General features: G+C 45.7%; 22 protein-coding genes and 1 pseudogene. 16 read left to right on the forward strand and 7 right to left on the reverse strand.

Features of this window, described 5'->3' with window-relative positions:
* The first annotated feature begins 193 nt into the window (after positions 1 to 193).
* The 4 genes from rimM to rplS all read left to right on the forward strand — a co-directional run bounded on the left by rimM (position 194) and on the right by rplS (position 2485).
* Entirely contained in the window at positions 194 to 721 is a 528-nt protein-coding gene (gene rimM, locus CKK33_RS04790) for a ribosome maturation factor RimM (protein WP_095703014.1), read from the forward strand.
* 30 nt (positions 722 to 751) lie between these two features.
* Entirely contained in the window at positions 752 to 1135 is a 384-nt protein-coding gene (locus CKK33_RS04795; protein ID WP_095703015.1) for a VOC family protein, read from the forward strand.
* Positions 1136 to 1238: 103 nt separating this feature from the next.
* Positions 1239 to 1913 carry a tRNA (guanosine(37)-N1)-methyltransferase TrmD gene (gene trmD / locus CKK33_RS04800; RefSeq protein ID WP_095703016.1) on the forward strand — a complete coding sequence of 225 codons (675 nt, stop codon included), beginning with the start codon at positions 1239 to 1241 and terminating at the stop codon, positions 1911 to 1913.
* 224 nt (positions 1914 to 2137) lie between these two features.
* Positions 2138 to 2485, forward strand: coding sequence for a 50S ribosomal protein L19 (gene rplS, locus CKK33_RS04805; RefSeq protein WP_095703017.1), 348 nt, complete (start codon positions 2138 to 2140; stop codon positions 2483 to 2485).
* 248 nt (positions 2486 to 2733) lie between these two features.
* Here rplS and CKK33_RS19695 read toward each other — a convergent pair whose 3' ends face one another.
* The 3 genes from CKK33_RS19695 to dusB all read right to left on the reverse strand — a co-directional run bounded on the left by CKK33_RS19695 (position 2734) and on the right by dusB (position 4511).
* The gene (locus CKK33_RS19695) at positions 2734 to 2880 is read right to left on the reverse strand and encodes a hypothetical protein (RefSeq protein WP_233138148.1); all 147 of its coding nucleotides are present in this window, start codon (positions 2878 to 2880) and stop codon (positions 2734 to 2736) included.
* A gap of 202 nt (positions 2881 to 3082) precedes the next feature.
* A complete protein-coding gene (apaG, locus tag CKK33_RS04810; protein ID WP_095703018.1) occupies positions 3083 to 3469 on the reverse strand; it encodes a Co2+/Mg2+ efflux protein ApaG in 387 nt (128 codons plus the stop codon).
* 49 nt (positions 3470 to 3518) lie between these two features.
* Positions 3519 to 4511, reverse strand: coding sequence for a tRNA dihydrouridine synthase DusB (gene dusB / locus CKK33_RS04815; RefSeq protein ID WP_095703019.1), 993 nt, complete (start codon positions 4509 to 4511; stop codon positions 3519 to 3521).
* Between the two features lie 39 nt (positions 4512 to 4550).
* On the opposite strand from dusB, the gene CKK33_RS04820 reads away from it, so the two are divergent.
* The 10 genes and pseudogenes from CKK33_RS04820 to CKK33_RS04860 all read left to right on the forward strand — a co-directional run bounded on the left by CKK33_RS04820 (position 4551) and on the right by CKK33_RS04860 (position 13121).
* Positions 4551 to 5489 carry a CPBP family intramembrane glutamic endopeptidase gene (locus CKK33_RS04820; RefSeq protein WP_095703020.1) on the forward strand — a complete coding sequence of 313 codons (939 nt, stop codon included), beginning with the start codon at positions 4551 to 4553 and terminating at the stop codon, positions 5487 to 5489.
* A complete protein-coding gene (locus tag CKK33_RS04825; protein ID WP_095703021.1) occupies positions 5470 to 5682 on the forward strand; it encodes a DUF2007 domain-containing protein in 213 nt (70 codons plus the stop codon). The genes CKK33_RS04820 and CKK33_RS04825 overlap by 20 nt, the downstream gene beginning before the upstream one ends.
* Complete coding sequence (locus CKK33_RS04830; RefSeq protein WP_095703022.1) at positions 5679 to 6491, forward strand: phosphatidate cytidylyltransferase; 813 nt, start codon at positions 5679 to 5681, stop codon at positions 6489 to 6491. Before CKK33_RS04825 ends, CKK33_RS04830 begins: the two co-directional genes overlap by 4 nt.
* 24 nt (positions 6492 to 6515) lie before the next feature.
* Positions 6516 to 7169: pseudogene (locus CKK33_RS04835) on the forward strand (phosphatidylserine decarboxylase family protein); the annotation flags it as partial.
* Between the two features lie 386 nt (positions 7170 to 7555).
* Positions 7556 to 8530, forward strand: coding sequence for an aldo/keto reductase (locus tag CKK33_RS04840; protein WP_095703023.1), 975 nt, complete (start codon positions 7556 to 7558; stop codon positions 8528 to 8530).
* Positions 8531 to 9343, forward strand: a complete 813-nt coding sequence (locus CKK33_RS04845) for an AraC family transcriptional regulator (protein ID WP_095703024.1) — start codon at positions 8531 to 8533, stop codon at positions 9341 to 9343. It begins immediately after the preceding gene.
* Between the two features lie 294 nt (positions 9344 to 9637).
* Positions 9638 to 9886, forward strand: a complete 249-nt coding sequence (locus CKK33_RS19390) for a hypothetical protein (RefSeq protein WP_143822899.1) — start codon at positions 9638 to 9640, stop codon at positions 9884 to 9886.
* 56 nt (positions 9887 to 9942) lie between these two features.
* Entirely contained in the window at positions 9943 to 11091 is a 1149-nt protein-coding gene (locus CKK33_RS04850; RefSeq protein ID WP_095703025.1) for a TlpA disulfide reductase family protein, read from the forward strand.
* 199 nt (positions 11092 to 11290) lie between these two features.
* Positions 11291 to 12100: a hypothetical protein gene (locus CKK33_RS04855; protein WP_095703026.1), complete on the forward strand. Its 810-nt coding sequence runs from the start codon at positions 11291 to 11293 to the stop codon at positions 12098 to 12100.
* Positions 12101 to 12224: 124 nt separating this feature from the next.
* Positions 12225 to 13121, forward strand: coding sequence for a metallophosphoesterase (locus tag CKK33_RS04860; RefSeq protein ID WP_198952441.1), 897 nt, complete (start codon positions 12225 to 12227; stop codon positions 13119 to 13121).
* A gap of 104 nt (positions 13122 to 13225) precedes the next feature.
* On the opposite strand, the gene CKK33_RS04865 is transcribed toward CKK33_RS04860, so the two are convergent.
* Positions 13226 to 13888 carry a DNA alkylation repair protein gene (locus CKK33_RS04865; protein ID WP_095703027.1) on the reverse strand — a complete coding sequence of 221 codons (663 nt, stop codon included), beginning with the start codon at positions 13886 to 13888 and terminating at the stop codon, positions 13226 to 13228.
* A 95-nt stretch (positions 13889 to 13983) separates the two neighbouring features.
* Between CKK33_RS04865 and CKK33_RS04870 the strand changes: the two genes are divergently transcribed.
* Positions 13984 to 15264: an MFS transporter gene (locus CKK33_RS04870; protein ID WP_233138149.1), complete on the forward strand. Its 1281-nt coding sequence runs from the start codon at positions 13984 to 13986 to the stop codon at positions 15262 to 15264.
* Between the two features lie 6 nt (positions 15265 to 15270).
* On the opposite strand, the gene murF is transcribed toward CKK33_RS04870, so the two are convergent.
* Together murF and recQ are read right to left on the reverse strand one after the other, a co-directional pair.
* Positions 15271 to 16602: a UDP-N-acetylmuramoyl-tripeptide--D-alanyl-D-alanine ligase gene (gene murF / locus CKK33_RS04875; protein WP_369803534.1), complete on the reverse strand. Its 1332-nt coding sequence runs from the start codon at positions 16600 to 16602 to the stop codon at positions 15271 to 15273.
* Positions 16603 to 16634: 32 nt separating this feature from the next.
* The gene (gene recQ, locus CKK33_RS04880; RefSeq protein WP_095705752.1) at positions 16635 to 18785 is read right to left on the reverse strand and encodes a DNA helicase RecQ; all 2151 of its coding nucleotides are present in this window, start codon (positions 18783 to 18785) and stop codon (positions 16635 to 16637) included.
* A 93-nt stretch (positions 18786 to 18878) separates the two neighbouring features.
* Between recQ and CKK33_RS04885 the strand changes: the two genes are divergently transcribed.
* On the forward strand, positions 18879 to 21380 hold the full coding sequence (locus CKK33_RS04885) for a M14 family metallopeptidase (RefSeq protein WP_095705753.1): 2502 nt from the start codon (positions 18879 to 18881) through the stop codon (positions 21378 to 21380).
* A 135-nt stretch (positions 21381 to 21515) separates the two neighbouring features.
* Here the strand turns inward: CKK33_RS04885 and CKK33_RS04890 are convergent, their stop codons facing one another.
* Positions 21516 to 23981, reverse strand: a complete 2466-nt coding sequence (locus CKK33_RS04890; protein WP_095703029.1) for an outer membrane beta-barrel family protein — start codon at positions 23979 to 23981, stop codon at positions 21516 to 21518.
* Positions 23982 to 24032 lie beyond the last annotated feature (51 nt).

Consider the following 24032-nt stretch of genomic DNA (forward strand, 5'->3'; position numbering starts at 1 on the left):
GTGGTAATGCCCTGGTTGATAGCTGGTTGAGGCTGACAATTTTTTGTCAGTAAAATGATGCGTTTTGATATTAAAATGCTGACAATCAATTAAATGGAATTTCCCTTAGGTGTTCCGCGCGGAACGCTTTTGGAAACTAAGAACGGTACACTTAGCCCTGCTTAAAACAAGGAGCTTAAACAGATATTTGCAAATGAAAACAGAAGAACATTTCCGGATAGGGAGTATATTAAAAACCAAGGGCCTGAAAGGCGAAATGGTGATGTATACCGATTTTGACGGTATTGAGCAGATCAAATTCAACTCGGTGTTTATTGAGATAGCCGGTAAACTGGTGCCGTACTTCATTAGCTCAATTAAATACCTGCAAAACAACCAGGCTTACCTTAACCTGGAGGATGTAGATACCGTTGAGAAAGCGGCCTTACTGGCTAAAAAGGATATCTACCTGCCCAACAAACTAAAGCCCAAAAAGAAAAAAGAAGAGTTTACATTAAAAGACCTAAAAGGCTTTTTGGTGGTGGATGAAAAGCAGGGCGAGCTTGGCGAGATAGACAGTGTTATGGAATATCCGCAGCAGTTGATCGCCTCGGTGTATTTTAATAACAAGGAAGTGCTTTTCCCGCTCAACGTGGAAATTATTAAAGGCATTGATGTGGAAGGCGAAGAAGTATACGTTGACCTCCCGGAAGGCCTGCTGGATATTTACTTAGAAGGTTGATAACCAAATGTTATTGCCTAACTTAGGTATATGGCAAACCAGGTTTTCGCACCAATGCTGATTATTCCCAACGGGCTTAAAGAAGTGAGTTTTTATAACGACGCTTTCGGTGCAAAAGAAATACGTCGGTTCAGTAATGATGATGGCAGCATCCATGTGCTGGAACTGAGTTTGAACGGCGCGATATTTCACCTGCACGAGCAGTGGGAAACAAAGTTGATCAGTCCGGAAAAGGCTGGTGCCAGCACCGTATCAGTCAATATATTTGTTGATGATGTGGATGCGGTAGTAGCAAGCGCCGTTGCGGCCGGCGCGAAAGTCACCTCTCCCGCGCGGGATTACGACTACGGCTACCGCCAGGCCGATATTACAGACCCATACGGCCACTGCTGGCAAATACAGAAAGAGATATAAGACATTAGAGTCAAGAACCAAGAGTCAAGAATTTGGAATTAAGTTGTATAGCTCTTGTTTCTTGATTCTTGGCTCTTGCCTCTATTAAAAGTATCTTTGCCCCATGCGTTTTGATATTATTTCGGTATTGCCGGGTTTGCTGGAGAGCCCTTTTGCCCATTCTATTTTGCAGCGTGCCCAAAAAAAGGGCATCAGCGAGATTGTGGTGCATAACCTGCGCGATTACTCTACCAACAAACATAAAAGCGTGGATGATTACCCATACGGCGGTGGCAGTGGCATGGTGATGGCCATACAGCCTTTTGCCGCCTGTATTGAAAAGCTGAAAAGTGAACGCGAGTACGACGAGGTGATTTTTATGACACCCGATGGCGAAACCTTAAACCAGGGTATTGCCAACCAGCTATCCATCAAAAAAAACATCATTGTGCTTTGCGGTCATTATAAAGGGATCGACCAGCGCATACGCGATATTTATGTAACCCGCGAAATTTCCATAGGAGACTACGTACTATCCGGCGGTGAACTGCCCGCGGCTGTTTTGGTAGATGCCGTGGTAAGATTGATACCGGGCGTTTTGAGCGATGAGACCTCGGCCTTGTCTGACTCTTTTCAGGATGATATGCTGGACGCGCCCATTTATACCCGTCCGGCAGACTGGAATGGCCATAAAGTGCCGGATGTTTTACTGAGCGGCCATGCAGGCGATATAGAAAAATGGCGTTTTGAACAGGCGCTGGAACGTACCAAACAACGCCGGCCTGACCTGTTGGAGTAAATGCCCCCTAACCCCCTGAAGGGAGAATAGAATGTGTAAGGTGGGTCGGTAGGCTGTTTCTTAACCATTCACGTAATCAACCAGTTCACCCAATCGCCAACTAAAATTGTTAACAACAAATATTTTGTGGAAATTTTTTAAAAGTGTTTTCTAATTAAAACATTTTCCGTATTATTGCACTCCGATTTTTACGGGTTAAAAATCGGTTTTAAGAGCTAAAAATCATGGATTTAGTAAAATTTGTAGAAGAGCAATCAGTAGTTAAAAATACCTTCCCCGCTTTTAAAGCCGGTGACACTGTAAGCGTACATTATAAAATCAGAGAAGGTAACAAAGAGCGTATCCAGGTTTACCAAGGTGTTGTATTACAACGTAACAGCGTTGGTAACAGCGAAACCTTCACTGTACGTAAAGTTTCTAATGGTATTGGTGTTGAGCGTATCTTCCCTTTTAACTCTCCAAACATTGATAAAATTGAAGTAAACAATGTTGGTAAAGTGCGCCGTGCTAAATTGTACTACCTGCGTGCCCTTACCGGTAAAGCTGCCCGTATCAAATCAAAACGAGTTTAATTACTATCGCTTAATCAGCGATTGCTTTATAAAATCATTCAAAAAACCTGCGTTTTTCAACGCAGGTTTTTTGTTTTGTCGTGATGGCAATCTCACTGGTAGGCGAATATTTGTTTGTCCTCTGAGGTTGCCGCGCTTCGCTCGCAATGACATAGTTTAACCTTGGTGCAATACAGTAGAACATTGAGTTTTGCTGACGGAAAAGTATTTGTTGTCATTCTGAGCGGTAGCGAAGAATCTAATGTGCTTCAAGTTCTATAATAGATGCTTTGTACCTCGGCATGAACTGTGTATAACCAAAGCACAGACAGAACCACACCGAACAAATGCGACATGGTGTAACGTACGGGTACCACAGGCGTTGCCTTAGCATTGGCATTGTAGTACGTTACCAAGTCGCGAGTTTTCTTTGGTTACTTTCTTTTGCGGAAAAAGAAAGTAACATCCAGTGGCTTTCATAAGGCATTACCATTACTAACGAAGAACTGCCTATGAAATTGCCACGTCGCTAACGCTCCCCGCAATGACATGTAGAAGTATAAAACAAAAGCCCCGGCAGAAAAACTACCGGGGCTTAAATATTTTCAGTGTAGAAGTTTAATTCAATCGGTAAGGGGCTATCAGGTAAAACTCTGGTATTTTTACGTTAAAGGTTGAGCTATCCAGCAGGCGCTCCATCAGGTACTCGCCTTTCATGCTGCCCATGTCGGTCTTTAAGTTACAGCCGCTCACATATTCGTGGCTGTTGCCCGGCTCTATAATAGGTTGTACACCTACTACACCTTCACCTTCAACCTCGCGTTTAGCGCCGTTTGAATCAAAAATATACCAATGCCTGCTAATTAAACGTACCGCGTAATTACCCATGTTCTCAATACTCACGCGGTAAGCGAACATAAAGTGGTCGTTAGCCGGGTTTGAGTACTCTGGCTGGTAAATGGTTTCAACCGAAACCTTAACACCCTCAGTAATAGTAGTAGCCATGTTATTATCTTGATCTCCTTATTCAAATATATCGGTTGTAATTCAAAAATTAAGCCATCTCCAGGCTATATTTTTTATCAACCTGTTCCAATATATCCATTATCTCTTCAACGGATGAGGCAACAACAAGTTTCATTCTAAATTCCTTAAAATCAGGCAACCCCTTAAAATAGTTGCTGTAATGGCGACGCATCTCAAAAATCCCCGTTTTGGGGCCTTTCCACTCCATTGATTTAAGCAGGTGTGTTTTACAAACATCAATGCGCTCGGCAATGGTTGGCTTATCCAGATGCTCGCCGGTAGCAAAAAAATGTTTCACCTCGCGGAATATCCAGGGGTAGCCAATAGCCGCACGGCCTATCATCATACCGTCAACCCCGTATTCCAGCCGCCAGTTGGCCGCCTTTTCGGGCGAGTCGATATCGCCGTTGCCAAATATGGGGATTTTTATACGCGGGTTCTTTTTTATTTCACGTATCAGCGTCCAGTCGGCAACGCCTTTATACATCTGCGCGCGTGTGCGGCCATGTATGGTTAGTGCCTTAATACCTACATCCTGCAGGCGTTCGGCCACCTCGTAAATGTTTTTGGTATTATCGTCCCAGCCCAGGCGGGTCTTCACCGTAACGGGCAGGTGGGTAGCTTCCACCACGGCTTTGGTCATGGCTACCATTTTGTCAATATCCTGCAAAAGGCTGGCACCCGCGCCACGGCAAGCCACATTTTTTACCGGGCAGCCATAGTTAATATCCATCAGGTCGGGGCCTGCCTGTGTAGCTATCTCGGTAGCTTCGCGCATGTGCTCAATGTCGCTCCCGAAGATCTGGATGCCGATAGGGCGCTCATATTCAAAAATATCCAGCTTCTGGCGACTTTTGGCCGCGTCGCGTATCAAACCTTCTGATGAGATGAACTCCGTGTACATAATATCGGCCCCGTTTTGCTTACACACATAACGGAAAGGCGGATCGCTCACATCTTCCATCGGCGCCAGCAGCAACGGAAATTCCCCTAAATCTATGTTCCCTATTTGTACAGACATGATTATATTTACGCTGCAAATTTACGCAATTTGAGCTATATGACGAAAGCGCCTGTAAATCAAACATCTGCAAGAAGGCAATTCTTTTACTTTTTAGTGATATGTGCAGGGCTTTGGGTAATCATGAACGTGGTGGCCGTTATTGGATTGTTGGTGTACGATAGTCAACTTGTTAAAGATATAGCTACTGTAAATACTGATAACCCCAAAGTTATACCCGCGCTTTATTTTTTGCAGTTGGTAACCATGACCATCCCTCTTTTTGCCGGGCCGGTAATATTTGCCGCATGGGTAATGCGTAAACCAGCTGAATATCTGAAAACAACCTGGCGCTTTACACCCATACTTTTTGTGGTGGTATTTTTTGTTATGATGGTTTCATCGCCTTTGATAGAACTATTGAGTAACATTAACCATCAAATGGTTTTGCCTTCATGGCTAAAGTGGTTGGAGGATTGGATGAAGCAAAGCGAAGAAAATGCTAAACAGCTTACCACGGCTCTTTTGCAGATGAACAGCCTGTGGGATTGCATTAAGAATGTATTATTGGTAGGCCTGTTCACCGCCATTGCCGAAGAGTTCCTGTTCAGAGGGGGGATGCAAACCATATTGTTGAAATGGACTAAGAACAAGCATACCGCTATTTGGGTAACGGCGGCTATTTTCAGCGCTTTTCATTTGGAGTTTTACGGCTTTTTGCCACGTATGCTGCTTGGCGCGCTGTTCGGTTACTTTGTGGTTTACAGCGGTAGCATATGGCCCGCGGTTTGGGGCCACTTTTTAAACAATGGTACAGCGGTGGTGGCCACTTACCTGTACCAGAATAAACGTATAAAACTTAACCCCGACGACCAGCATATATTTACTTTTTGGCAGTATGCTTTTAGCCTGATAATTATTATAATTTTGCTGCTGGTTTACAAAAAAATAGCCGGGGGTAAAAACAGTCCCGAATTAAATGGAGAAAAACTGGGTTAAAGTATTTACGTCTTCCAATTACTATCAGTCGGAAATTGTTAAGCAAATGCTTACCGGGAACCATATTAACGCTGTTTTACTCAACAGGCAGGCATCATCCCATCAAAACTTTGGCGAAGTGGAAGTTTATGTGCACCAGGATAATTTTAGCCGGGCTATTGAGATGATGATCCTGAACCAGATAACATTATGAAAACACGCGCCATAACCGGCTTCTTCTTTTTAATTGTAATGATCGGCTCGCTGCTACTGGGGCCGCAGGTGTTTATGGGTTTTTACCTGTTGCTTACCCTGTTGTGCCTGCACGAGTTTTACGGCCTCATTATTAAGAGCGGTATTACGGTAAACCGTGGCACCGGGTTTATAAACGCGGTTGCCATATTTGTGTTGTTTGGCCTCATCAACTATCACGATGAACCTGTTTATCATCAACTGCTGTTTTTGCTAACGCTTACGCTGGCCGCCGTATTTATACAGGAGCTCTACAAAATATCCGTATCGCCCTTCGCCAACATTGGCTTTACCTTGTTAGGCCTGGTGTTCACGGTAATTCCGTTTACTTTTTTTCATGCGCTCGCTTACGTCAAGGGCGCTTATAATTTCCATTTCCCGCTGGCGTTTCTGCTGATGCTTTGGAGCAATGATACCGGCGCGTACCTTACGGGGCGTGCATTTGGGCGTACCAAATTGTTTGAACGCCATTCGCCCAAAAAAACCTGGGAGGGCTTCATTGGCGGGGTGCTTATTGCCGCCGGTGTGGCATTTGTTATCAGCCACTATTATACCGACCTCGACTGGAAGCACTGGGTAAGCATGGCTATTATTATAGGGGTAATCGGTACCACCGGCGACCTGATAGAATCTATGTTTAAGCGCAGTATAAATGTAAAGGACTCGGGTGGTTTATTGCCTGGCCACGGTGGCGTGCTTGACCGCTTTGACGGGCTATTGTTTGCCGCGCCGGTTGTATATACCTATCTGCACTTTATTTTAAATGCTTAGTTTTGTAATAAATACCATATAATAATGAGATTTCATAAAGAAGGATATACCTCCCTTGCACTTTGCATCCTGTTTATTTTTGTGATAAACGCGCTGATGCAATTTTATTTCCCCGAAGCGCTTGTGGTAAAGTGGATCGTGTATATCCTGTCGTTCCTGCTGTTTGTAATTATTGTTCAGTTTTTCCGTAGCCCGGTATTTGATATTGAGGTGAACGAAACCCAGGTACTTTGCCCAGCCGACGGCAAAGTGGTAGTGATTGAGGAAACCGACGAGCCGGAATTTTTAAAAGACCGCCGCATACAGCTGTCGGTATTTATGTCGCCAGTAAATGTGCATGTTAACCGTAACCCTATCAGCGGGTTCATTAAATATTTTAAATATCACCCCGGCAAATATTTGGTAGCGTGGCATCCAAAATCATCTACCGAAAATGAGCGTACCACCATTGTAACAGAAAATAGCGATGGCGTGCAGGTACTGTTCAGGCAGATAGCCGGCGCACTGGCCCGCCGCATTGTATGGTATGTAAAAGAAGGCGATGTGGTAAAGCAGGGCGACCAGTTTGGGTTTATCAAATTCGGCTCGCGCGTAGATGTTTTTTTACCCCTTGGCACCAAAATAAACGTGGAGCTTAACCAGGTGGTTAAAGGCGGTCGCACCGTTCTGGCGGAACTGGTGAGTCCAAAAAAAGCTTCGACTAAAGCCACCGCTACAGTGCCCGACCGCCAGGAGCCGCTTTCTGACGAGCAAGCCGAGCCTACCTTGGTAATTACTCATGATGCCCCCGAAGCGCATACTGATACCCCTAAAGAGGAAATTAAGAAACCGGCAAAACCCCGCCCGGCAAAAAAACCTGCAGGAGAGAAAGCCCCAGCTCCTAAAAAAGCTAAGGAATAACATACAAAGAGAAGCGCCGGTAAACCTATCGGCGCTTTTTTAGTTTTATATCTGAGTATAGGAAAAGATACCGACGATCACTGTGTTTAAAATTTGAGCCGTACACGCCTGATAATTGAGCCGTACACGAAACTTAAAAGCCATTTTTAGAATGATCTTTGTGTATGAAAAACATGGAAAAAATTCAGTTGGGCCATAATGGCCCTTATGTATCACGGCTTGGCTTAGGCTGTATGCGTATGTCATCTATATGGGGAGGCTCCACACCTGATGAAACCGAAAGCATAGCCACGATCAACCAGGCGTTAGATGAAGGCATCAACTTTTTAAACACCGGCGATTTTTATGGCGCCGGGCATAATGAGATGCTAATAGGCAGGGCCATTAAAAACCGAAGAGATGATGCATTTATCAGCGTAAAGTTTGGCGCCATATTCCACAACGGGCACTGGCTGGGGCTTGATCTGCGGCCTTTATCTATTAAAAATTTTATCAACTACTCGTTAACCCGCCTGGGTGTTGAAACCATAGACCTGTACCAACCCAGCCGCATGGATGGCAGCGTGCCGGTAGAGGATATTATTGGTACCGTTGCCGATCTGGTTAAAGAGGGCAAGGTAAGATACATTGGCGTATCAGAAATAACGGCAGATCAGCTGCGCCAGGCAAACAGCGTTCATCCCATCAGCGCGCTGGAGATAGGCTACTCACTGGCTGATCGACAGATTGAGAAAGACCTGTTACCGGCCGCCAAAGAGTTGGGCATTGGTGTTGTGGCATTCGCCAATACCGCCGAGGGTTTACTAACCGGCGACTTGAAAGCTCCGCTTCCGGAAAATGATTATCGTAATGCTTTTACCCGTTTCAAGGGTGAGAACCTTATTCATAACTTGGAGAAGGTAGAGGTGCTTAAGCAGCTGGCCGGCGATAAAAATTGCACGCCAACACAGCTGGCCATTGCATGGGTAAAGGAGCAGGGCGAACATATAATGCCTTTGGTAAGTATGAGCCGCCGCACCCGCCTGCCCGAAAACCTGGCCGCCATGGATATAACCTTTACTCCCGATGAGATAAACACTTTGAACACTACTTTTGCTCCCGGTGCCATAACCGGTGATACCTACTTGCAGCGCTCATAAATGATCAGTCCAGAAGAGATTCTTCCCGGTGTGTTATTTTATTCGTACCTCTCTACAGCGTGTAAAGAGAAGGTGTGCCTGTGGAACTACCATACGCTGGTGATGCAGTTGTCTGGCACTTTAACGCTGCAAACCGCCACGCAGCGGATCTCCATATCCGCGGGAGAAACATTGCTGATCGCGAAGAATCAGGTAGGTACACTTAGTAAACAACCGCCACCCGGCGGGCAATATGAAACTATTGTGATATCCCTGCAGGAAGACCTGTTGCGCAGAATAGCATTAGAGGAAAAAATAGCGGCAAACGGGAAATATACCGGCCCGTTAAACCGGCTGGTCCCCGCTAATGAATTTCTGCAGGGGTATTTTAAATCGGTGGTTCCGTACGCGCGCGAATCAGGGGTGGAGATGACTGACAAGCTGGGCATCCTGAAAGTGAAAGAGGGAGTTACCTTACTCATTGATGCATTGCCCGCACTGCGCGACCTTTTCTTCGACTTTTCCGAGCCGCATAAGATCGACCTGCAAAAGTTTATGCTCCATAATTTTCATTTTAATATTCCTGTTGAGCAATTCGCGCTTTTAACCGGCCGCAGCCTGGCTGGTTTTAAACGCGATTTCCAAAAAACCTTCCAATCGCCGCCCCGGCAATGGCTGCAAGGTAAACGGCTGGAAACAGCCAGGTACCTTATTGAACATGAACGGAAAAAGCCCTCGGCCATTTATCTCGACCTGGGCTTTAAAAGCTTATCGCATTTTTCTTATTCCTTTAAAGAAAAGTATGGCGTATCGCCTAACCAACTTACTTCGTAGCTGGCAGTTGGGTATTTGTTCCGGCAGAGCTATCAAACGCGGGCAAAAGCCGGGTTTAGCTGTAACGATAATTAAATGTCGTGTTTTTTCACGATGGTTTATCAATAATTATCATTTATGAAGGTTAAAGTTTGACATATTATTCTAATCTCCTTAAAATAAGATATATAGCATTGTAATTTAACATATAGTTTATATCTTATATAACTTTTCGCGAAAGGTAAAGGAGCATGCACTTTGGTAATACATGCGGCCAATTGCAGGGTTCGTCTGCAACAAAAGATAAATACGATTATGAAAAAATTTGCTAAATTAACCAGAACAGAAATGAAAGATGTTTTAGGTGGCACAGGAAATCCAAATTGTGCGGGCTCAACAGGTACAAGCACCTGGTACTGTTGCGCTGCGGCCGGCGGTGTTGCACACACCTATGAAAATGTTACATGTGAATCAGCTTCGGCAAGTTGTGGTGCCGGAATGATAACAAATGATAAAAGTCGTTGTGGGGCGGTGACACCTCCACCCCCACCGCCTGCTGTTTAAAATAAATATACCCTTATGGTTATTTACCGGAGGGGTATTTGTCACTTAACACTCAAATGAAACCTAATCTTATTATTACTATTCTTTTAGGTGTACTTATCAATAGCTCATGTAGCAATAAGGCAACTATTACTATTACAGGCTTAATTGATAGCTCAAGCGGTACAACGGTTAAGCTTGAAAGCTACCATCCTAAAACCTTTTATGACTCAACGCTAATACACAATGGCAGATTTAAGTTCTCGATAACCTTACCTGAAGAGGGTTTTTACCATGTTTCATTCAATACGCCGAGTAAAGACTATGGCATAATTTCGCGATACTTATTGATATATGCCGAAAACGGGCAATCTTATCATATTTCAGCAAAGGGGCTCAACACTATTTATGCAAATGATAGCATCCGGTCAACATCCTATCATCAGCATAAATTAAACGAGTACCAGCATATGGCAAATACGGAAAGAGACAAACTCCTACACAAAAAGAAATATTTTTTGACGGAAGCTGACAAGGCTTTGAATGCCGCTAACAACAAATTATATAGCGCGTATCTTGATTCTGTGAGTCAGGTTGATAATGACATCACAAACGTCTATTTATTTGCACGGCACCGTTTTATTCGCAATAACCCCAACACTATTGTTACTCCGTTTTTGATATCGGATGTGCCCGATATGTTTGAGAATTATCAATTATATAAAAAGGCACTTGATGGACTTAGCCCGGATATTAAAAAGAGCAAATATTACAAGGAATCGGCAGCCCTATTGTCGGCTGTGAGCAAAATAAACATTGGTACGCGGGCGCCTTTACCGGTCGGCAGCCAGCCCGATGGAACAGAATTAAGGTTAAATTATCGGGGCAAAAAAATTATTCTGTTAGATTTTTGGGCCTCCTATTGTATCCCCTGCCGGGAGCAGGTGCCGCAGCTTAAGCAATTGTATCAAAAATATCGTCAAAAAGGATTTGAAATTGTTTCCATTTCTATAGATGAGGATAAAGCTAAGTGGAAAAGGGCGCTTACACAGGATGCGCCAACCTGGCCAAATATCGCGGAATGCGTAGATCAGGCCAATTCAAAGAACATCAGGAACTTTGTGATAAAGGTTATCCCAGCTAATTATATCTTAAATAGTAAGGGCGAGCTTATAGCTCGTGATGTTGACATGGCTACATTGGAAACTATGCTTAAAAAGCTGTGATATTTCCTGCCTTTGATAGCACAATCCTTTTACACAAGCATAAGGTCTCAAACTTATGCGTTGATTATATTTCCGGCATTGAGTATTTGTTTCCACAGTAAAATTTGGCCGGCTTAACCCTTTGCTTAGTTAAATTACGGGCATGGATTTTGCCTAAAACGCAAAAAACAAATTATCTGAATAAAATTTTACTTTCTTAATGAAACCTTATCTTAAAATTGCCCTGCCATTATTAGCGTTTGTTATATTGCTAAACGCCTCATGTAAAAAAAATGATGTAGCGGTAAATAAAAAGCCAGCTATTGATACCGCGTTAATGGCTAAAAGCTGCGACTTTGTACTGAATTTTAACAAGTCATTCCAAAAAAGCCTTTCTAATACTCCGGAGAATGCTTCCAAAACCAGCAATGGTGTAAATACCGTACGCGTTTTTGACGCTCAAAACCCATGCGGTTCATCGGTGGTTAAGAAAACCAATTATACCAATGTTATTGGTGGTGATATTTATAGCTATGTGGGCAATTCTGTTTTTACCTACCTGTGTAATGGTGCTTTTAATAATGGGTACAATGTAGATGCTTACGCGTTAAAGGACACCTTATCAGTTTATGGCGGCGGCCCGGAATCTCCCAATAGCGAATACACTGCTTTTAACTATGTAGTTAAAGCGGCAGATACCCTTTACCAAACCATTACCATCAGTGGTTCGCAGGCGCATAAAACTACCCGTATACAAATTGGCTTCGGTATTAATGAAAAAACAGACGAAGCTTATGAGTGGCAGAATGTTTTCGCGAAGCGTACAGACAAGAACCCTATTATTGTATCGGGGACCATTACTTTCAATATCAGCTATGCCAACTATTTTATGGGTAAAGGTGATGTTGGGGATCTGATCGGTACCATGGAATACCTGCCTAATGATCTTATCCGTGTTAGTATATACAAATCGGGCACTGTTAACCAGGTTTATTACATTAACAGGACCACCGGCAAGATCACCCAGTAGTAAACAATAATTTGTGCAAGTTAAAGAAGAAATCCCGCCCTCAAGGTGGGGTTTCTTGTTTCCGGCCATTGGGCTTATCAAACTAAACCGCGTTTTATTGCGTTCCTAACACATGAAGCGGTTAATGTTTATACTGTTAGTGATGCTGGCGTTTGCAACTCGCCTTTCAGCACAGAACCGCCCGGTAATGGCCTTTGCCAGCGATACACAGGAACCCATGTGGGTAGAGAAGATCTTCCTGCGATCAAACCATAACCTGCAAGCCACTAAGATGATATTTAAGGATGTGGACAGCCTGCGGCCAAAAGCGTTTTTTATACTGGGCGATGTGGTATCACTCGGCAAGAGCAAAAAAGCCTGGAAAAACATCGACCGTTACCTGGAGCAAACGGTTAAAGATTCCATCCCTGTTTATGCTACGCTGGGTAACCATGAGGTAATGTTTAATACCGATAAGGGTACCGTTAATTTCCGTAAGCGTTTCCCGGCTTATGACCCTTCCGGTTATGCCGTTGTGATTGATTCTGTCGCGGTAGTGTTGCTTAACTCCAACTTTGGGCAAATGCCGGTAGAAGCTATTGTAAAACAGGATAAGTGGTATACCGCCAAATTGGAAGCCCTGGATGCCGACCCGGCGGTTAAGCTGGTTGTTGTAGGCTGCCATCATTCGCCCTATACCAACAGTAAAATTGTAAGCCCATCCACAGCGGTGCGCGACAATTTTGTGCCGCAGTTTATTAAATCAAAAAAGGCTGTGCTATTCCTTTCGGGGCATTCGCATAATTTTGAGCGTTACCAAATGCAGGGCAAAACCTTTTTGGTAATAGGCGGGGGCGGGGGGCTGCACCAGCCTTTAAAAGCTAATAACGCGGCAATGAATGATATGGCTATTCAATACAAGCCCGAGTTCCATTACCTGCAAATTACCCGCTCAGGCGAAAAGCTCGATATCACTTCGCGCAGGCTAAAACCCGATTTTTCCGCTTTCGATGATGGATATCACCTGCAGGTTGGGCAGTAGCGTTACAGTTGGCAGTTCCCGGTTGGCAGTTCCCAATTGGCAGTTTGCATAAAAATGTAATGACAAATGCTTGCTGCTAACTTCCTACTGCTAACTGCCAACTATCATTGCCTCTTTACCATTTCGTTTATCCAAATTGGCGCGAAGGGCGAAACACAACCTTTTGATACCGGGTAGTCGCGGTAAATGCCCAGCCGTTCGCCGATCTGTAGCGCACGCTCCCGGTAGGCAGCGTGGTGTATACCAATATTGGCTAAGGCGTAATTCATGGTCCACTGTACATTTGGCGGGGCTATGGGCATTTCATTTTCCAGTTGGGTAAGTATGGCCCCGAGGTCCATGTCGCCTGCATCGCGTACAATACGGCTGCTGGTAAGGCTCCAGGCCAGGCGGTTAAGCATGGGGTGTTTATCGGCCATCCATTTTATCCTCAGTTCTTCCTTATCCGGGCGGTCTTTAATGAGATTAGTGTACAGCCAGTCGATCACGTGCGTAAACTGCTCCGAGCGGGCCATGTCGCTTAATTCGTCAGCGGTAAGTTTTTGAGGATCCATGATCAGGCAGGCTACAAAGCGCGCGTCAACATTGCCGGTTGCCCATAGGGCTTTTCCCAACTCATGGTCGGCTTTGATTTTTTTGCCCATCGCCCTTATATCCCCCATTTTAACACCGAACTGGTTATCGCCGGCGCCGAATTTGCTATTGTGCGTGCGCACCTTTTGGTTGCCGAGGGCCTCTAAACTGCTTAATATTTCTGCTGCGTTCATGTGGTTGAATAATTAGGTAGGGGTTACCCTAAAATAGCGATTATTTTAAGGCCTGCAAGTTTGCGCATTCGGCCAAATTTAATATGTTTGGCACTGTGAACCAGCAAGCTGCACCCGCTAACCCGGTTGGCCGTATACTTACCGCCAGCCTTATTGGCACCACTATAGAGTTTTTTGATTTTTACATTTACGCCACCGCCGCGGTACTGGTGTTCCCTAAATTGTTTTTTTCGAGCTCCGATCCGGCGTCGGCCACGCTGGAATCACTGGCTACGTTCGCGCTGGCGTTCCTGGCCCGGCCGCTGGGGGCCGCTATATTTGGCCACTTTGGCGACAGGAAGGGGCGCAAAGCCACACTTGTGGCCGCTTTAATGACCATGGGGCCATCAACCGTGGCCATAGGGCTTTTGCCCGGCTATCATACCATCGGCATATGGGCACCGGTATTGCTGGCGCTGTTCCGCTTTGGGCAGGGGCTTGGCCTCGGCGGTGAGTGGGGCGGCGCCGTGTTGCTGGCCACAGAGAACGCGCCGGCACATAAAAAAGCCTGGTACGGCATGTTTCCGCAGTTAGGCGCGCCGATAGGTTTCCTGCTGTCAACCGGTACATTTTTTATATTGAGCAAAGTAATGAGCGAGGCTGCCTTTATCAGCTACGGCTGGCGTTTCCCTTTTATTGCCAGTGCCCTTTTGGTATGGCTGGGGCTGTATGTACGCCTTAAAATTGCCGAAACGCCCGAGTTTGTGAAGGTGATAGACAACAACGAGCGCTCTAATGTGCCCTTCGCCGATGTGTTTACCAAACATACCAAAGCCATTACGTTAGGGACGATAGTGACCATCACCACGTTCTTGCTGTTCTACCTCATGACGGTGTTTACACTCAGTTGGGGTACTTCGGCGCTTAAGTATACCAAAAGCTCGTTTCTTATCCTTCAAATGATCTCTATGCTGGCCTTCGCCCTGGGAATACCCCTGTCTGCCAAATTAGCGGATAAATACGGGCAAAGCCGTATGCTGATGGCTTCGCTACTGCTGATAGGCATTTTTGGCTTAACATTCGCCGCTTTTTTTACCTCTGGCGGGATGGTTACTACCGGACTGTTCCTATCGGCCGGGATGTTTTTAATGGGGATCAATTATGGCCCTATCGGCACGGCGCTGGCTGGGATATTTCCGCCCGCGGTACGCTACACCGGGGCTTCACTGGCTTTTACGCTCGCGGGCATATTCGGTGCCTCGCTTACGCCATATCTGGCTACTATGCTGGCCACCCATTACGGGCTGGCTTATGTAGGTTATTATTTAACAGCAGCCGCCATCGCCTCACTTTTGGCCTTGCTGGGTTCGCGTAAAATGATGTCGGGGAAATTATAATTATTTTTAAAGCAATTGCGCCAGCCGCTCCAGCGCCATACCTCTTGATCCTTTAATTAATATAGTGGCATTAATAAATGAACTTTGTTGTATAGCAGCAATAGCATCTTCGGCGGTTAGGTAAAACGTGGCGCAGGTTTTTTCGTCGTCTTGTACAGCATCCTGCTGGCTGTAAAAATCCTTACCAATAAATATCCGTTGGTCAACGCTGGCATCCATCGCTTTTTTAATTACCGCGTGATGTTCTGCCGCGGATTCATCGCCCATTTCAAACATATCGCCAAGGATCATGATCTTGTTAGCGGCTTTCAGTTTATCCATATTATCAATGGCCACAAACATGCTGCTGGGGTTGGCATTATAAAAATCGCAAATGAGTGTGTTATGCGCCGTTCTCATGATCTGCGACCGGTTGTTTTTTGGCTGATAACCTTCTATACCTGCGTTGATCTCATCAGACTCGAGCCCGAAGAAAGAACCGATACAAGCGGCAGCCAGTATATTATCAAGGTTGTATGAGCCGGTGAGCTGCGTTTTAACATTGTACGACGAGCTGTCGCGGTTGTTCCATTTGAGGCTCAATAAAGGGCCACTGTCAATGGCTTTCCCGCTTACCAGGTTGTCAGGATTGGTGTTTTTGCCGTAGTACACCACATTAGGCAGGTTCCTGTTGCGCTGCATTTCCATTAATACCTTGTCATCGCTGTTAATGAAAGCTACACGGCCTGCCTCGTCATGCAGGAAGTCGTAAAGTTCGCCCTTGCCCTTTTTTACCCCTTCAACGCCGCCAAAGCCTTCCAGGTGCGCCTTGCCCACATTGGTAATAAGGCCGTGTGAGGGTTGGGCGATACTGCAAAGCAACGCTATTTCCTTTTGGTGATTAGCGCCCATTTCAATAACCGCCATCTGGTGCGATGCATTGACGCTCAGGATGGTTAAAGGCACCCCTATATGATTATTAAGATTACCCTGTGTGGCCAGGGTGTTAAAACGCTGTGATAATACCGCGTTGATGAGCTCTTTGGTAGTGGTTTTACCGTTGGTACCGGTAAGGCCTATCACAGGAATGGTCAATTGCCTGCGGTGATGCCTTGCCAGGTCTTGCAATGCACTCAGCACATCTTCTACCAGTAGAAATTTATCGCCTTTTGCAAATTCAGGGTTATCAATAATGGCGTAAGCCGCTCCGGCCTCTATAGCTTTTTCGGCAAAGGTGTTGGCATCAAATTTTTCTCCCTTCAGGGCAAAGAACAGGCTGCCGGGCGCAATATTTCGTGTATCGGTACTGATAACCGGGTGCTGCAGGTATAGCGGGTAAATTTCTTCGGTAGTGATCATGGTATACGAATATATAAAACGGCTTTGAGCTTTTATGTGTTTGCCCGCTGCATAAAATTTATCCAGGCAACAACGGCTTTTATCTCGCCATAGCTGTAAGCTTCGCCCAAAACTTCCTTAAGCGGGGCCAGGCGTTCCGCTCCGTAGCTCTCTATGGCGTTCTGTATAGCGGGTATCTTATCGGCAGAAACAAATGCACTTACATCCAGTTCGTCGGTCTGGATAAACGCGGTCAAATGGCCTTCAATGGTAACAGGAGATAAGCCCCGTTCATGAGCGATCTCTGCTACTGATAAGCCTTGCCGGAATAGCTCCAGGCTGACTTTATTGGTGTCAGACGTTTTGGCCCTTTTAGGTTTCCGTTCGCGCCTGGCTGACTTTAATTTAATGCGGGATGCTAGGCCTTTAGTCTTACTGTAATTAACAATGATCTCCAAAAACTCACGGCCATAACGCGCCAGTTTTACATCACCAAAGCCCGAGATGAGCCTTAGCTCATCCATTTTTTGGGGCAGGTAGGTAGCCATTTCCTGCAGGGTGGCATCAGATAAGATGATATAAGCCGGTAAATTTTCGCTTTCAGCAAAATCATGGCGGCGCTGGCGTAAGGCGTTCAATAATTCCGCTTCGTAAGCCGGCGTTTCCTGTTCCTGCTCTTCCATTACGTGGTGCGCTATCAGCTCAACTTTTTGTTCACCTTTGAGTACCGCCTCACTTTTTGGAGTAAGTTTAAGGGTTGGATAACCATTTTCATCCACCTGTTGCAGGAAGCCCTGCGCGGTAAGCTCGCGCAGGTAGCGCTGCCAGTCGGCTTTGCTGATATCGGCCCCGGCACCATAGGTTTTAAGCGCCTTATGGTCGGCCCAGATCTTTTCACTTTTTGATCCGCGCAGAAAATCAACCACGTAATTAGCGCCAAAGCGTTCCTTTAAACGCGCTACTGCCGAAAGTGCTTTCTGCGCGATAAGCGTGCCATCAAACCGGGTGAACTCGCTTAAACAAAAATCGCACGAGCCGCAATGGTCGGGATACTCCTCGTCGAAATAGTTCATGAGGTATTGGCGGCGGCAGGCATGCAGCTGGCAATAATTCACCATATCGTCAAGCTTTTTAAGCATGATGGCGCTTTGCCCGGCATTGTTCTCTACCATGGCAAAGCCGCGGAGCTTAATGGCATCGCCGGGCGAGTACAGCAGCATGGCATCAGATGGTAGGCCGTCGCGCCCGGCACGGCCGGTTTCCTGGTAGTAGCCCTCTATGTTTTTGGGCAGGTCCATGTGTACCACATAACGCACGTTTGATTTATTGATGCCCATCCCAAAAGCAATGGTGGCCACCATGATCTTCACATCATCGCGCAGAAAAGCCTCCTGGTTTTGGGCTTTAACCTCATTACTTAAACCGGCATGATAAGCTTCAACAGCATAGCCTTCTTCTTTCAGGTCGGCAGCTAAAGCTTCGGTTGATTTGCGTGACAGGCAATAAATAATGCCCGATTGGTCCTTACGTTGCTCGAGGAAGTCCAGCAATTGATCTAAACCCTTACGCCTCGGCACTACCCTGTAGGTAATGTTGGCCCGGTTAAAAGAGGAAACAAAAACCGAGGGTTGTTGCAGGTTCAGCTTTTCTAAAATGTCTTTTTGGGTAAGCTTATCTGCGGTAGCAGTTAGAGCGATCACAGGTACACCCGGAAATTCTTTTTTTAACCCGGCAAGCATCAGGTATTCAGGCCTGAAATCGTGCCCCCATTGCGAGATACAATGTGCCTCGTCAATGGCAAACTGCACTACAGGCAGCGTTTTCAGGAAAGCCATCATCCGGTTATCCGGCGCGAATAAACGCTCGGGCGCTATGTAGAGCAGGCGCAGCTGATTATTCTGTAGCTGAATGGCAATGTCCTTTTGTTCTTCGGCAGATTGGCTGGAGTTGAGATAGGCCGCCGGGACGCCGCTTAGGTTAAGGCTATCTACCTGGTCCTTCATCAGGGCTATCAGGGGCGATATTACTATGGTTAAGCCATTCAGCAAAACCGCGGGCAACTGGTAGCATAACGATTTACCACCGCCGGTGGGCATCAGCACCATTACATCCTGCTTGTTTAAAACAGTATTAATAATAGCTTCCTGCGAGTGCCGGAACTCCGAATAACCAAAATACTTTTGAAGAGCTTGCAAGGGTGTCATCACTGCAGCAAAGGTGCAGATTTGAAATTGCAGCCCCATGTGTATCAGCAAAAAAATATCCTTAGATTAGCTTTATTGATGCAACCACCGCACATGATAAAAAAACTAATTACTACTTTTATAGCTTCCTTTTGCATTGCGGCAACATTCGCCCAACAATTGCAAACCCCCGAACAGTTCCTTGGGTACAAGCTGGGAGAGCACTTTACGCCGCATTACCGCATTGTTGAGTACTTTAAGTATGTGGCATCCGCAGCTAAAAATATTAAACTGCAACAATTTGGTACTACCAATGAAGGCCGCCCGCAAATAGCGGCATTTATCGCGTCGGCAGATAATATTAACCGGCTGGATGAGATAAGGCATAATAACCTGCGACTGGCCGGTATAGAAAGTGGAACCGCATCTGCAAACGCACCGGCAATAACTTATTTAAGTTATAATGTTCATGGTAACGAGCCCGCATCAAGCGAGGCCGCCATGTGGACACTTTATGACCTGGTTGACCCTAACAACACCAAAGCGCAGGCCGAATTAAAGAACATGGTGGTGATCATTGACCCATGTTTAAACCCGGACGGTCGCGAACGATATGTTAATTTCTATAATTCGGTTGTTGGTGCCGCGCCAAACGCCAACTCCACGGCGCGAGAGCACCTGGAGCCTTGGCCAGGCGGCAGGGTAAACCATTACTACTTTGACCTTAACCGCGATTGGGCATGGCAGGCACAAAAAGAAACGCAGGCCAGGGTAGCCTTATACAATCAATGGCTGCCGCAAATACATGTTGATTTTCATGAGCAGGGTTACAATAACCCTTATTATTTTGCCCCAGCCGCCGAGCCTTACCACAAGGACATTACCCAATGGCAGCGCGATTTCCAGGTGACCATTGGAAAGAACAACGCAAAACATTTTGATGCCAATGGCTGGATGTATTTTACCAAGCAAGAGTTTGATTTACTATACCCTTCTTATGGCGATACCTATCCGCTTTACAATGGCTCCATCGGCATGACCTATGAGCAGGGTGGCATAGGCGCGGGCCTGGCCGTGGTTACCGCCACCGGAGATACGCTTACGCTTGCCCAACGTATAGCGCACCACCATGAAACCAGCATGGCTACCATTGAGGTGGTTGCCGCAAACAGCCAGCGTGTGGTAAACGAGTTTAAAAAGTTTTATGATATCAGCCGCCAAAACCCGCCCGGGCAGTTTAAAACCTATGTGATAAAGAACGATAACAACGAAAAGGTTGAGCAATTGGCCAAACTGCTCAACCGTAACGGCATAAAGTTCGGCTATGGACTAGCTAATAAGTCGGTAACCGGATATAATTATTTTAGCGGCGCGGACGAGCGTTATAATGTTGGTACTAATGACCTGGTGGTGAATGCTTATCAACCCAAATCGGTACTGCTTCATGTTTTGCTGGAACCGAAAACTTTTATCCCCGATTCGGCAACGTATGATATAACCGCCTGGTCGTTACCTTATGCTTATGGTTTAAAAGCTTATGGTTTAAAGGAATCGTATCAGCCGGCTAATGCCAGCTGGAGCGTGGTAAAGCCAGCGGCATTGAGTAATACCAAAGCTTACGCGTATGTATCTGCCTGGCAATCTATTGCTGATGTAAGGTTTCTCTCCGCATTGTTAAAACAGGGCGTTAAGGTGCGGTATTCCCAGGAACCTTTTGAAGCTGGCGGCAAAAAGTTTACGGCAGGATCTTTATTAATTACGCGCGCCGGGAATGACAGGCCCGACTTTGACCGGATGATCACGCAGATCGCGGCTGATCTGGGGCATGAGATCACTCCGCTTTCAACCGGGTTTGTGGATAAAGGATCAGATATCGGCTCGTTCGATATACGATACATTAAAAAGCCGCGTATGGCATTGGTATCAGGTGATGGCATCAACGCGGAGGCCATGGGCGAGGTTTGGCATTTTATGGAACAGCAGATCGGTTACCCGGTTACCCTTATCAGGTACCAGGACCTTAATCGCTTAAAACTTGCGGATTACGATGTGATTATTTTGCCCGATGGCCGCTATAATGACCTGGCAACGGATAACCTGCAAAAGTGGGTAAGCGACGGCGGTAAACTTATCGCTATGGAAAATGCCGTGGCATCGTTGGTGGATAAAAAAGGGTTTGATATTAAGGCCAAAGAAGATAAGAAAAGCGATAAGCCGGATGCTAAAGCGAAACCGCAAAAACGTATTTATGCTGATCGCAATCGCGACGCATTACGTTCAAGTATCCCGGGTGCCATATTTAAGGTAAATATGGATAACACCCACCCACTGGGCTATGGTTTCCCTAAATATTACTATACCCTAAAACTCAGCGAGGATATTTATGAACCGCTTGGCGAAGATGACTGGAGCGTAGGCACCATTGATAATAAAGCTTATGTAGCGGGCTTCGCGGGTTTTCTTACTAAACAGAAATTAACCAGTGGCATGCTCATGGGCGTGCAGGGCCTTGGCCGGGGCTCGGTAGTTTACCTGGCCGACGATCCGCTGTTCCGCAGTTTCTGGGAAAACGGCAAGCTGTTATTCAGCAACGCGCTGTTTATGGTCGGGCAGTGACCCCCCAAGCCCCTGAAGGGGGAGCTTTTGAAAAGCATAACGCCCGTTCATGTTTTTATGAACGGGCGTTACATTAATGCTTAATATCGAATGGTAAAGAAATAATTCTACTCCCCCTTCAGGGGGCTTGGGGGGTTAATTCCCGCTTTTCACACGGCCTTTTTCATCGTCGGCGCCGCTTTGGTGCTGGCGAATTTTGATCTTGCTGTTACCGAAATTATAGGTAAGCGTTAAACGCGCCAAACGTGTCTCGTTTTTCTGGCGAACATCCAGGTTTACGTTCTGGTAATGGCTGCTCACGTTGTTACGGCGGGTATCAAAAATATCGCTCACGCTGAATTTAATGTTCAGTTTTTTCTGGGCAAAAGAGCGGCTCACACCGGCATCAACAGAATACTGCGGTTTAATATCAAACAAACCATATCTTAAAGAAGACTGGTAATTGCCCGATACCTCTGCCTTAAGGCCTGCAAACAGAAAGTTTTGCGTTAAGCGTGCCTGATAAGCAAACTTGCCCGCGTTTAATTGCCCGCCTAATAACGAGTCTGATTTAAACTTTTGGTAGAAAGCCGTAGCGTTTATGTTACCTGTCCACCATTTGGTAATAGTGAAGGGGCTGTTGATGTTGGCGTTGTAAGAATCCTGCGAGTTTAAATTCAGGTTGGTTTGGTAGGTGGCCTTAGTAATAGTGTCAGTAAGCACAACCTGTGTGTTTACATCTGTTGTATGGCTGTATCCTAATGTTAAGTTTATTGTTTTATTATAGGTATAGCTTAACTCAAACGAGTTGGTATACTGCGGCCTCAGGAATGGGTTACCTTGTTCGTAAGTATACTGGTCAAGGTAAAACCTGAAAGGGTTGAGGTTATCATAATTTGGCCTGTCTATACGGCGGCTGTAGCTAAAACCGATCTCGTTTTTATCTGATAGGGTGTGGTTAATAAATAAGCTCGGGAACAGGTTGAGGTAATTACGCTTAACCACCTGGTTGTAAGTGACCAGGTTGCCGGTTGATGAGGTATTCTCGGCCCTTAAACCTAATTGTACCGATGTTTTGGCGAAAGTTTTACCCAAATTAACGTAACCTGCGGCAATCCGCTCATCGTAAATGAAGCGATTGGTGCGGGTGGGGTCGTTAACAAACTGGTGATTATTAACTGTACCGGTACTATCCACCTGTGCTTGCAGATCATTATCTGTTTTTACAGAGCTGAATTTTGCACCGGCCTCAAACTTAAGTGTTTTGCTCAGCGGCAAGGTATAGTCAACTTTTTGCGTCCATATGGTTATGGTAGAAGGTGTCTGGTTGGCTATAAATAAAGGGCGCCTCTGTGTAGTACCATCCGGGCGGAAAAAGTAAGTATCATATATCGCATCAGAGTTATTGCGATATTTAGAGTAGTCAGCATCCACGCTTATTTCCTGCCCAAGCGTATCTATCTGGTATTTATCGTTAAGGTTTGCTGAGAAGCTGCGATAGGTTTGCTTCATGTCAGCAATAGTGGTTTGGTAAGAGTCGGCGGCGGCAGGTGTTACACCCAGTCGGGTAATGCCTGTATTGTCATTATACTCATTAGTATAATCGCCATTGATCACAAAGCCCAGTGTGTTCTTTTTTGATGTAGCATAGTCGGCCCCGAAGCGATAATTATTATAGTGGATATGATTAAGCATATTGGTTTGCTGCTTAAAGTAGGTGCTTTTAGAAGCGCTATCCACACGGCGATCAATTTGAATCATATTCTCGCGGTTAATATCTCCGCGAGTAAGCGTAGCAAATACATTAAGATTGCCGTTTTTATGGTTAAGCGTAAGGCTGGTGTTGTCGCGGAAGTTTTTGCCATAAGCTCCGTTTACGGTTAAGCTGCCATTGGTCCCTATCATCTTATTTTTTTTAAGCTTGATATTGATGATACCCGAGTTGCCTGCCGCGTCATATTTGGATGATGGGTTGGTAATGAGTTCTATAGATTGGATGTTAGAGCCATCGGTAGAGCGTAGGTAAGTAGTTAATTGCTGTGCCGACATGTAAGTAAGCTTGTCGTTTATCATCACGGTTACACCCTGTTTACCTTTAAGGCTGATGTTGTCGTCTTTATCAATGGTAACACCAGGGGCGCGTTCCAATATTTCCAGGGCGTTGTTGCCTGCGGCCAATACACTGTTTTCCACGTTCATCACGGTGCGGTCGAGTTTGCGCTCGATAAGCGGTTTACTGGCTACTATATTAACACCCTGTAAACTGCGGCTTGCCGATGTCATGTTAAGCACAGGCGCGGTAACAGAAGTTTGTCCGTTGACAACATCAAATGCCGCAGTAAATGCCGGCTGGTAGCCAACGCTTGTACCTTTAATAATATATTTTCCTTCGGTTATCTTATCAAAAATGTATCGGCCTGCATCGTTGGTTAAAGTGCCTTTTACAACGGTGGAGTCTTTTGCTCTCAATAAGGTTACAGTTGCATAATCAACCGGTTTGGTTTGGTCGTTAACAAAGGTACCGGTTATAGTGGCACGTGGTGGTGAGGTGGTTTGTGCATTTAAGCGCCCGCCGGCAAAAGCCAGGGCAGCCATCAGTAATATGCTGGTTAATTGTTTCATGGTTTAAAAGTTTGGGCAATACAAATCCACGGGACGCTGGCCCCCGATTTT

The organism is Mucilaginibacter sp. MD40 (assembly GCF_002288635.1).
Classification (GTDB): domain Bacteria; phylum Bacteroidota; class Bacteroidia; order Sphingobacteriales; family Sphingobacteriaceae; genus Mucilaginibacter.

What these genes read in the sequence shown, in the direction of transcription:
- rimM (WP_095703014.1), top strand. Translation starts at nt 194, where the DNA reads ATGAAAACAGAAGAACATTTCCGGATAGGGAGTATATTAAAAACCAAG.
- CKK33_RS04795 (WP_095703015.1), top strand. Translation starts at nt 752, where the DNA reads ATGGCAAACCAGGTTTTCGCACCAATGCTGATTATTCCCAACGGGCTT.
- trmD (WP_095703016.1), top strand. Translation starts at nt 1,239, where the DNA reads ATGCGTTTTGATATTATTTCGGTATTGCCGGGTTTGCTGGAGAGCCCT.
- rplS (WP_095703017.1), top strand. Translation starts at nt 2,138, where the DNA reads ATGGATTTAGTAAAATTTGTAGAAGAGCAATCAGTAGTTAAAAATACC.
- apaG (WP_095703018.1), bottom strand. Translation starts at nt 3,469, where the DNA reads ATGGCTACTACTATTACTGAGGGTGTTAAGGTTTCGGTTGAAACCATT.
- dusB (WP_095703019.1), bottom strand. Translation starts at nt 4,511, where the DNA reads ATGTCTGTACAAATAGGGAACATAGATTTAGGGGAATTTCCGTTGCTG.
- CKK33_RS04820 (WP_095703020.1), top strand. Translation starts at nt 4,551, where the DNA reads ATGACGAAAGCGCCTGTAAATCAAACATCTGCAAGAAGGCAATTCTTT.
- CKK33_RS04825 (WP_095703021.1), top strand. Translation starts at nt 5,470, where the DNA reads ATGGAGAAAAACTGGGTTAAAGTATTTACGTCTTCCAATTACTATCAG.
- CKK33_RS04830 (WP_095703022.1), top strand. Translation starts at nt 5,679, where the DNA reads ATGAAAACACGCGCCATAACCGGCTTCTTCTTTTTAATTGTAATGATC.
- CKK33_RS04840 (WP_095703023.1), top strand. Translation starts at nt 7,556, where the DNA reads ATGAAAAACATGGAAAAAATTCAGTTGGGCCATAATGGCCCTTATGTA.
- CKK33_RS04845 (WP_095703024.1), top strand. Translation starts at nt 8,531, where the DNA reads ATGATCAGTCCAGAAGAGATTCTTCCCGGTGTGTTATTTTATTCGTAC.
- CKK33_RS19390 (WP_143822899.1), top strand. Translation starts at nt 9,638, where the DNA reads ATGAAAAAATTTGCTAAATTAACCAGAACAGAAATGAAAGATGTTTTA.
- CKK33_RS04850 (WP_095703025.1), top strand. Translation starts at nt 9,943, where the DNA reads ATGAAACCTAATCTTATTATTACTATTCTTTTAGGTGTACTTATCAAT.
- CKK33_RS04855 (WP_095703026.1), top strand. Translation starts at nt 11,291, where the DNA reads ATGAAACCTTATCTTAAAATTGCCCTGCCATTATTAGCGTTTGTTATA.
- CKK33_RS04860 (WP_198952441.1), top strand. Translation starts at nt 12,225, where the DNA reads ATGTTTATACTGTTAGTGATGCTGGCGTTTGCAACTCGCCTTTCAGCA.
- CKK33_RS04865 (WP_095703027.1), bottom strand. Translation starts at nt 13,888, where the DNA reads ATGAACGCAGCAGAAATATTAAGCAGTTTAGAGGCCCTCGGCAACCAA.
- murF (WP_369803534.1), bottom strand. Translation starts at nt 16,602, where the DNA reads ATGATCACTACCGAAGAAATTTACCCGCTATACCTGCAGCACCCGGTT.
- recQ (WP_095705752.1), bottom strand. Translation starts at nt 18,785, where the DNA reads ATGACACCCTTGCAAGCTCTTCAAAAGTATTTTGGTTATTCGGAGTTC.
- CKK33_RS04885 (WP_095705753.1), top strand. Translation starts at nt 18,879, where the DNA reads ATGATAAAAAAACTAATTACTACTTTTATAGCTTCCTTTTGCATTGCG.
- CKK33_RS04890 (WP_095703029.1), bottom strand. Translation starts at nt 23,981, where the DNA reads ATGAAACAATTAACCAGCATATTACTGATGGCTGCCCTGGCTTTTGCC.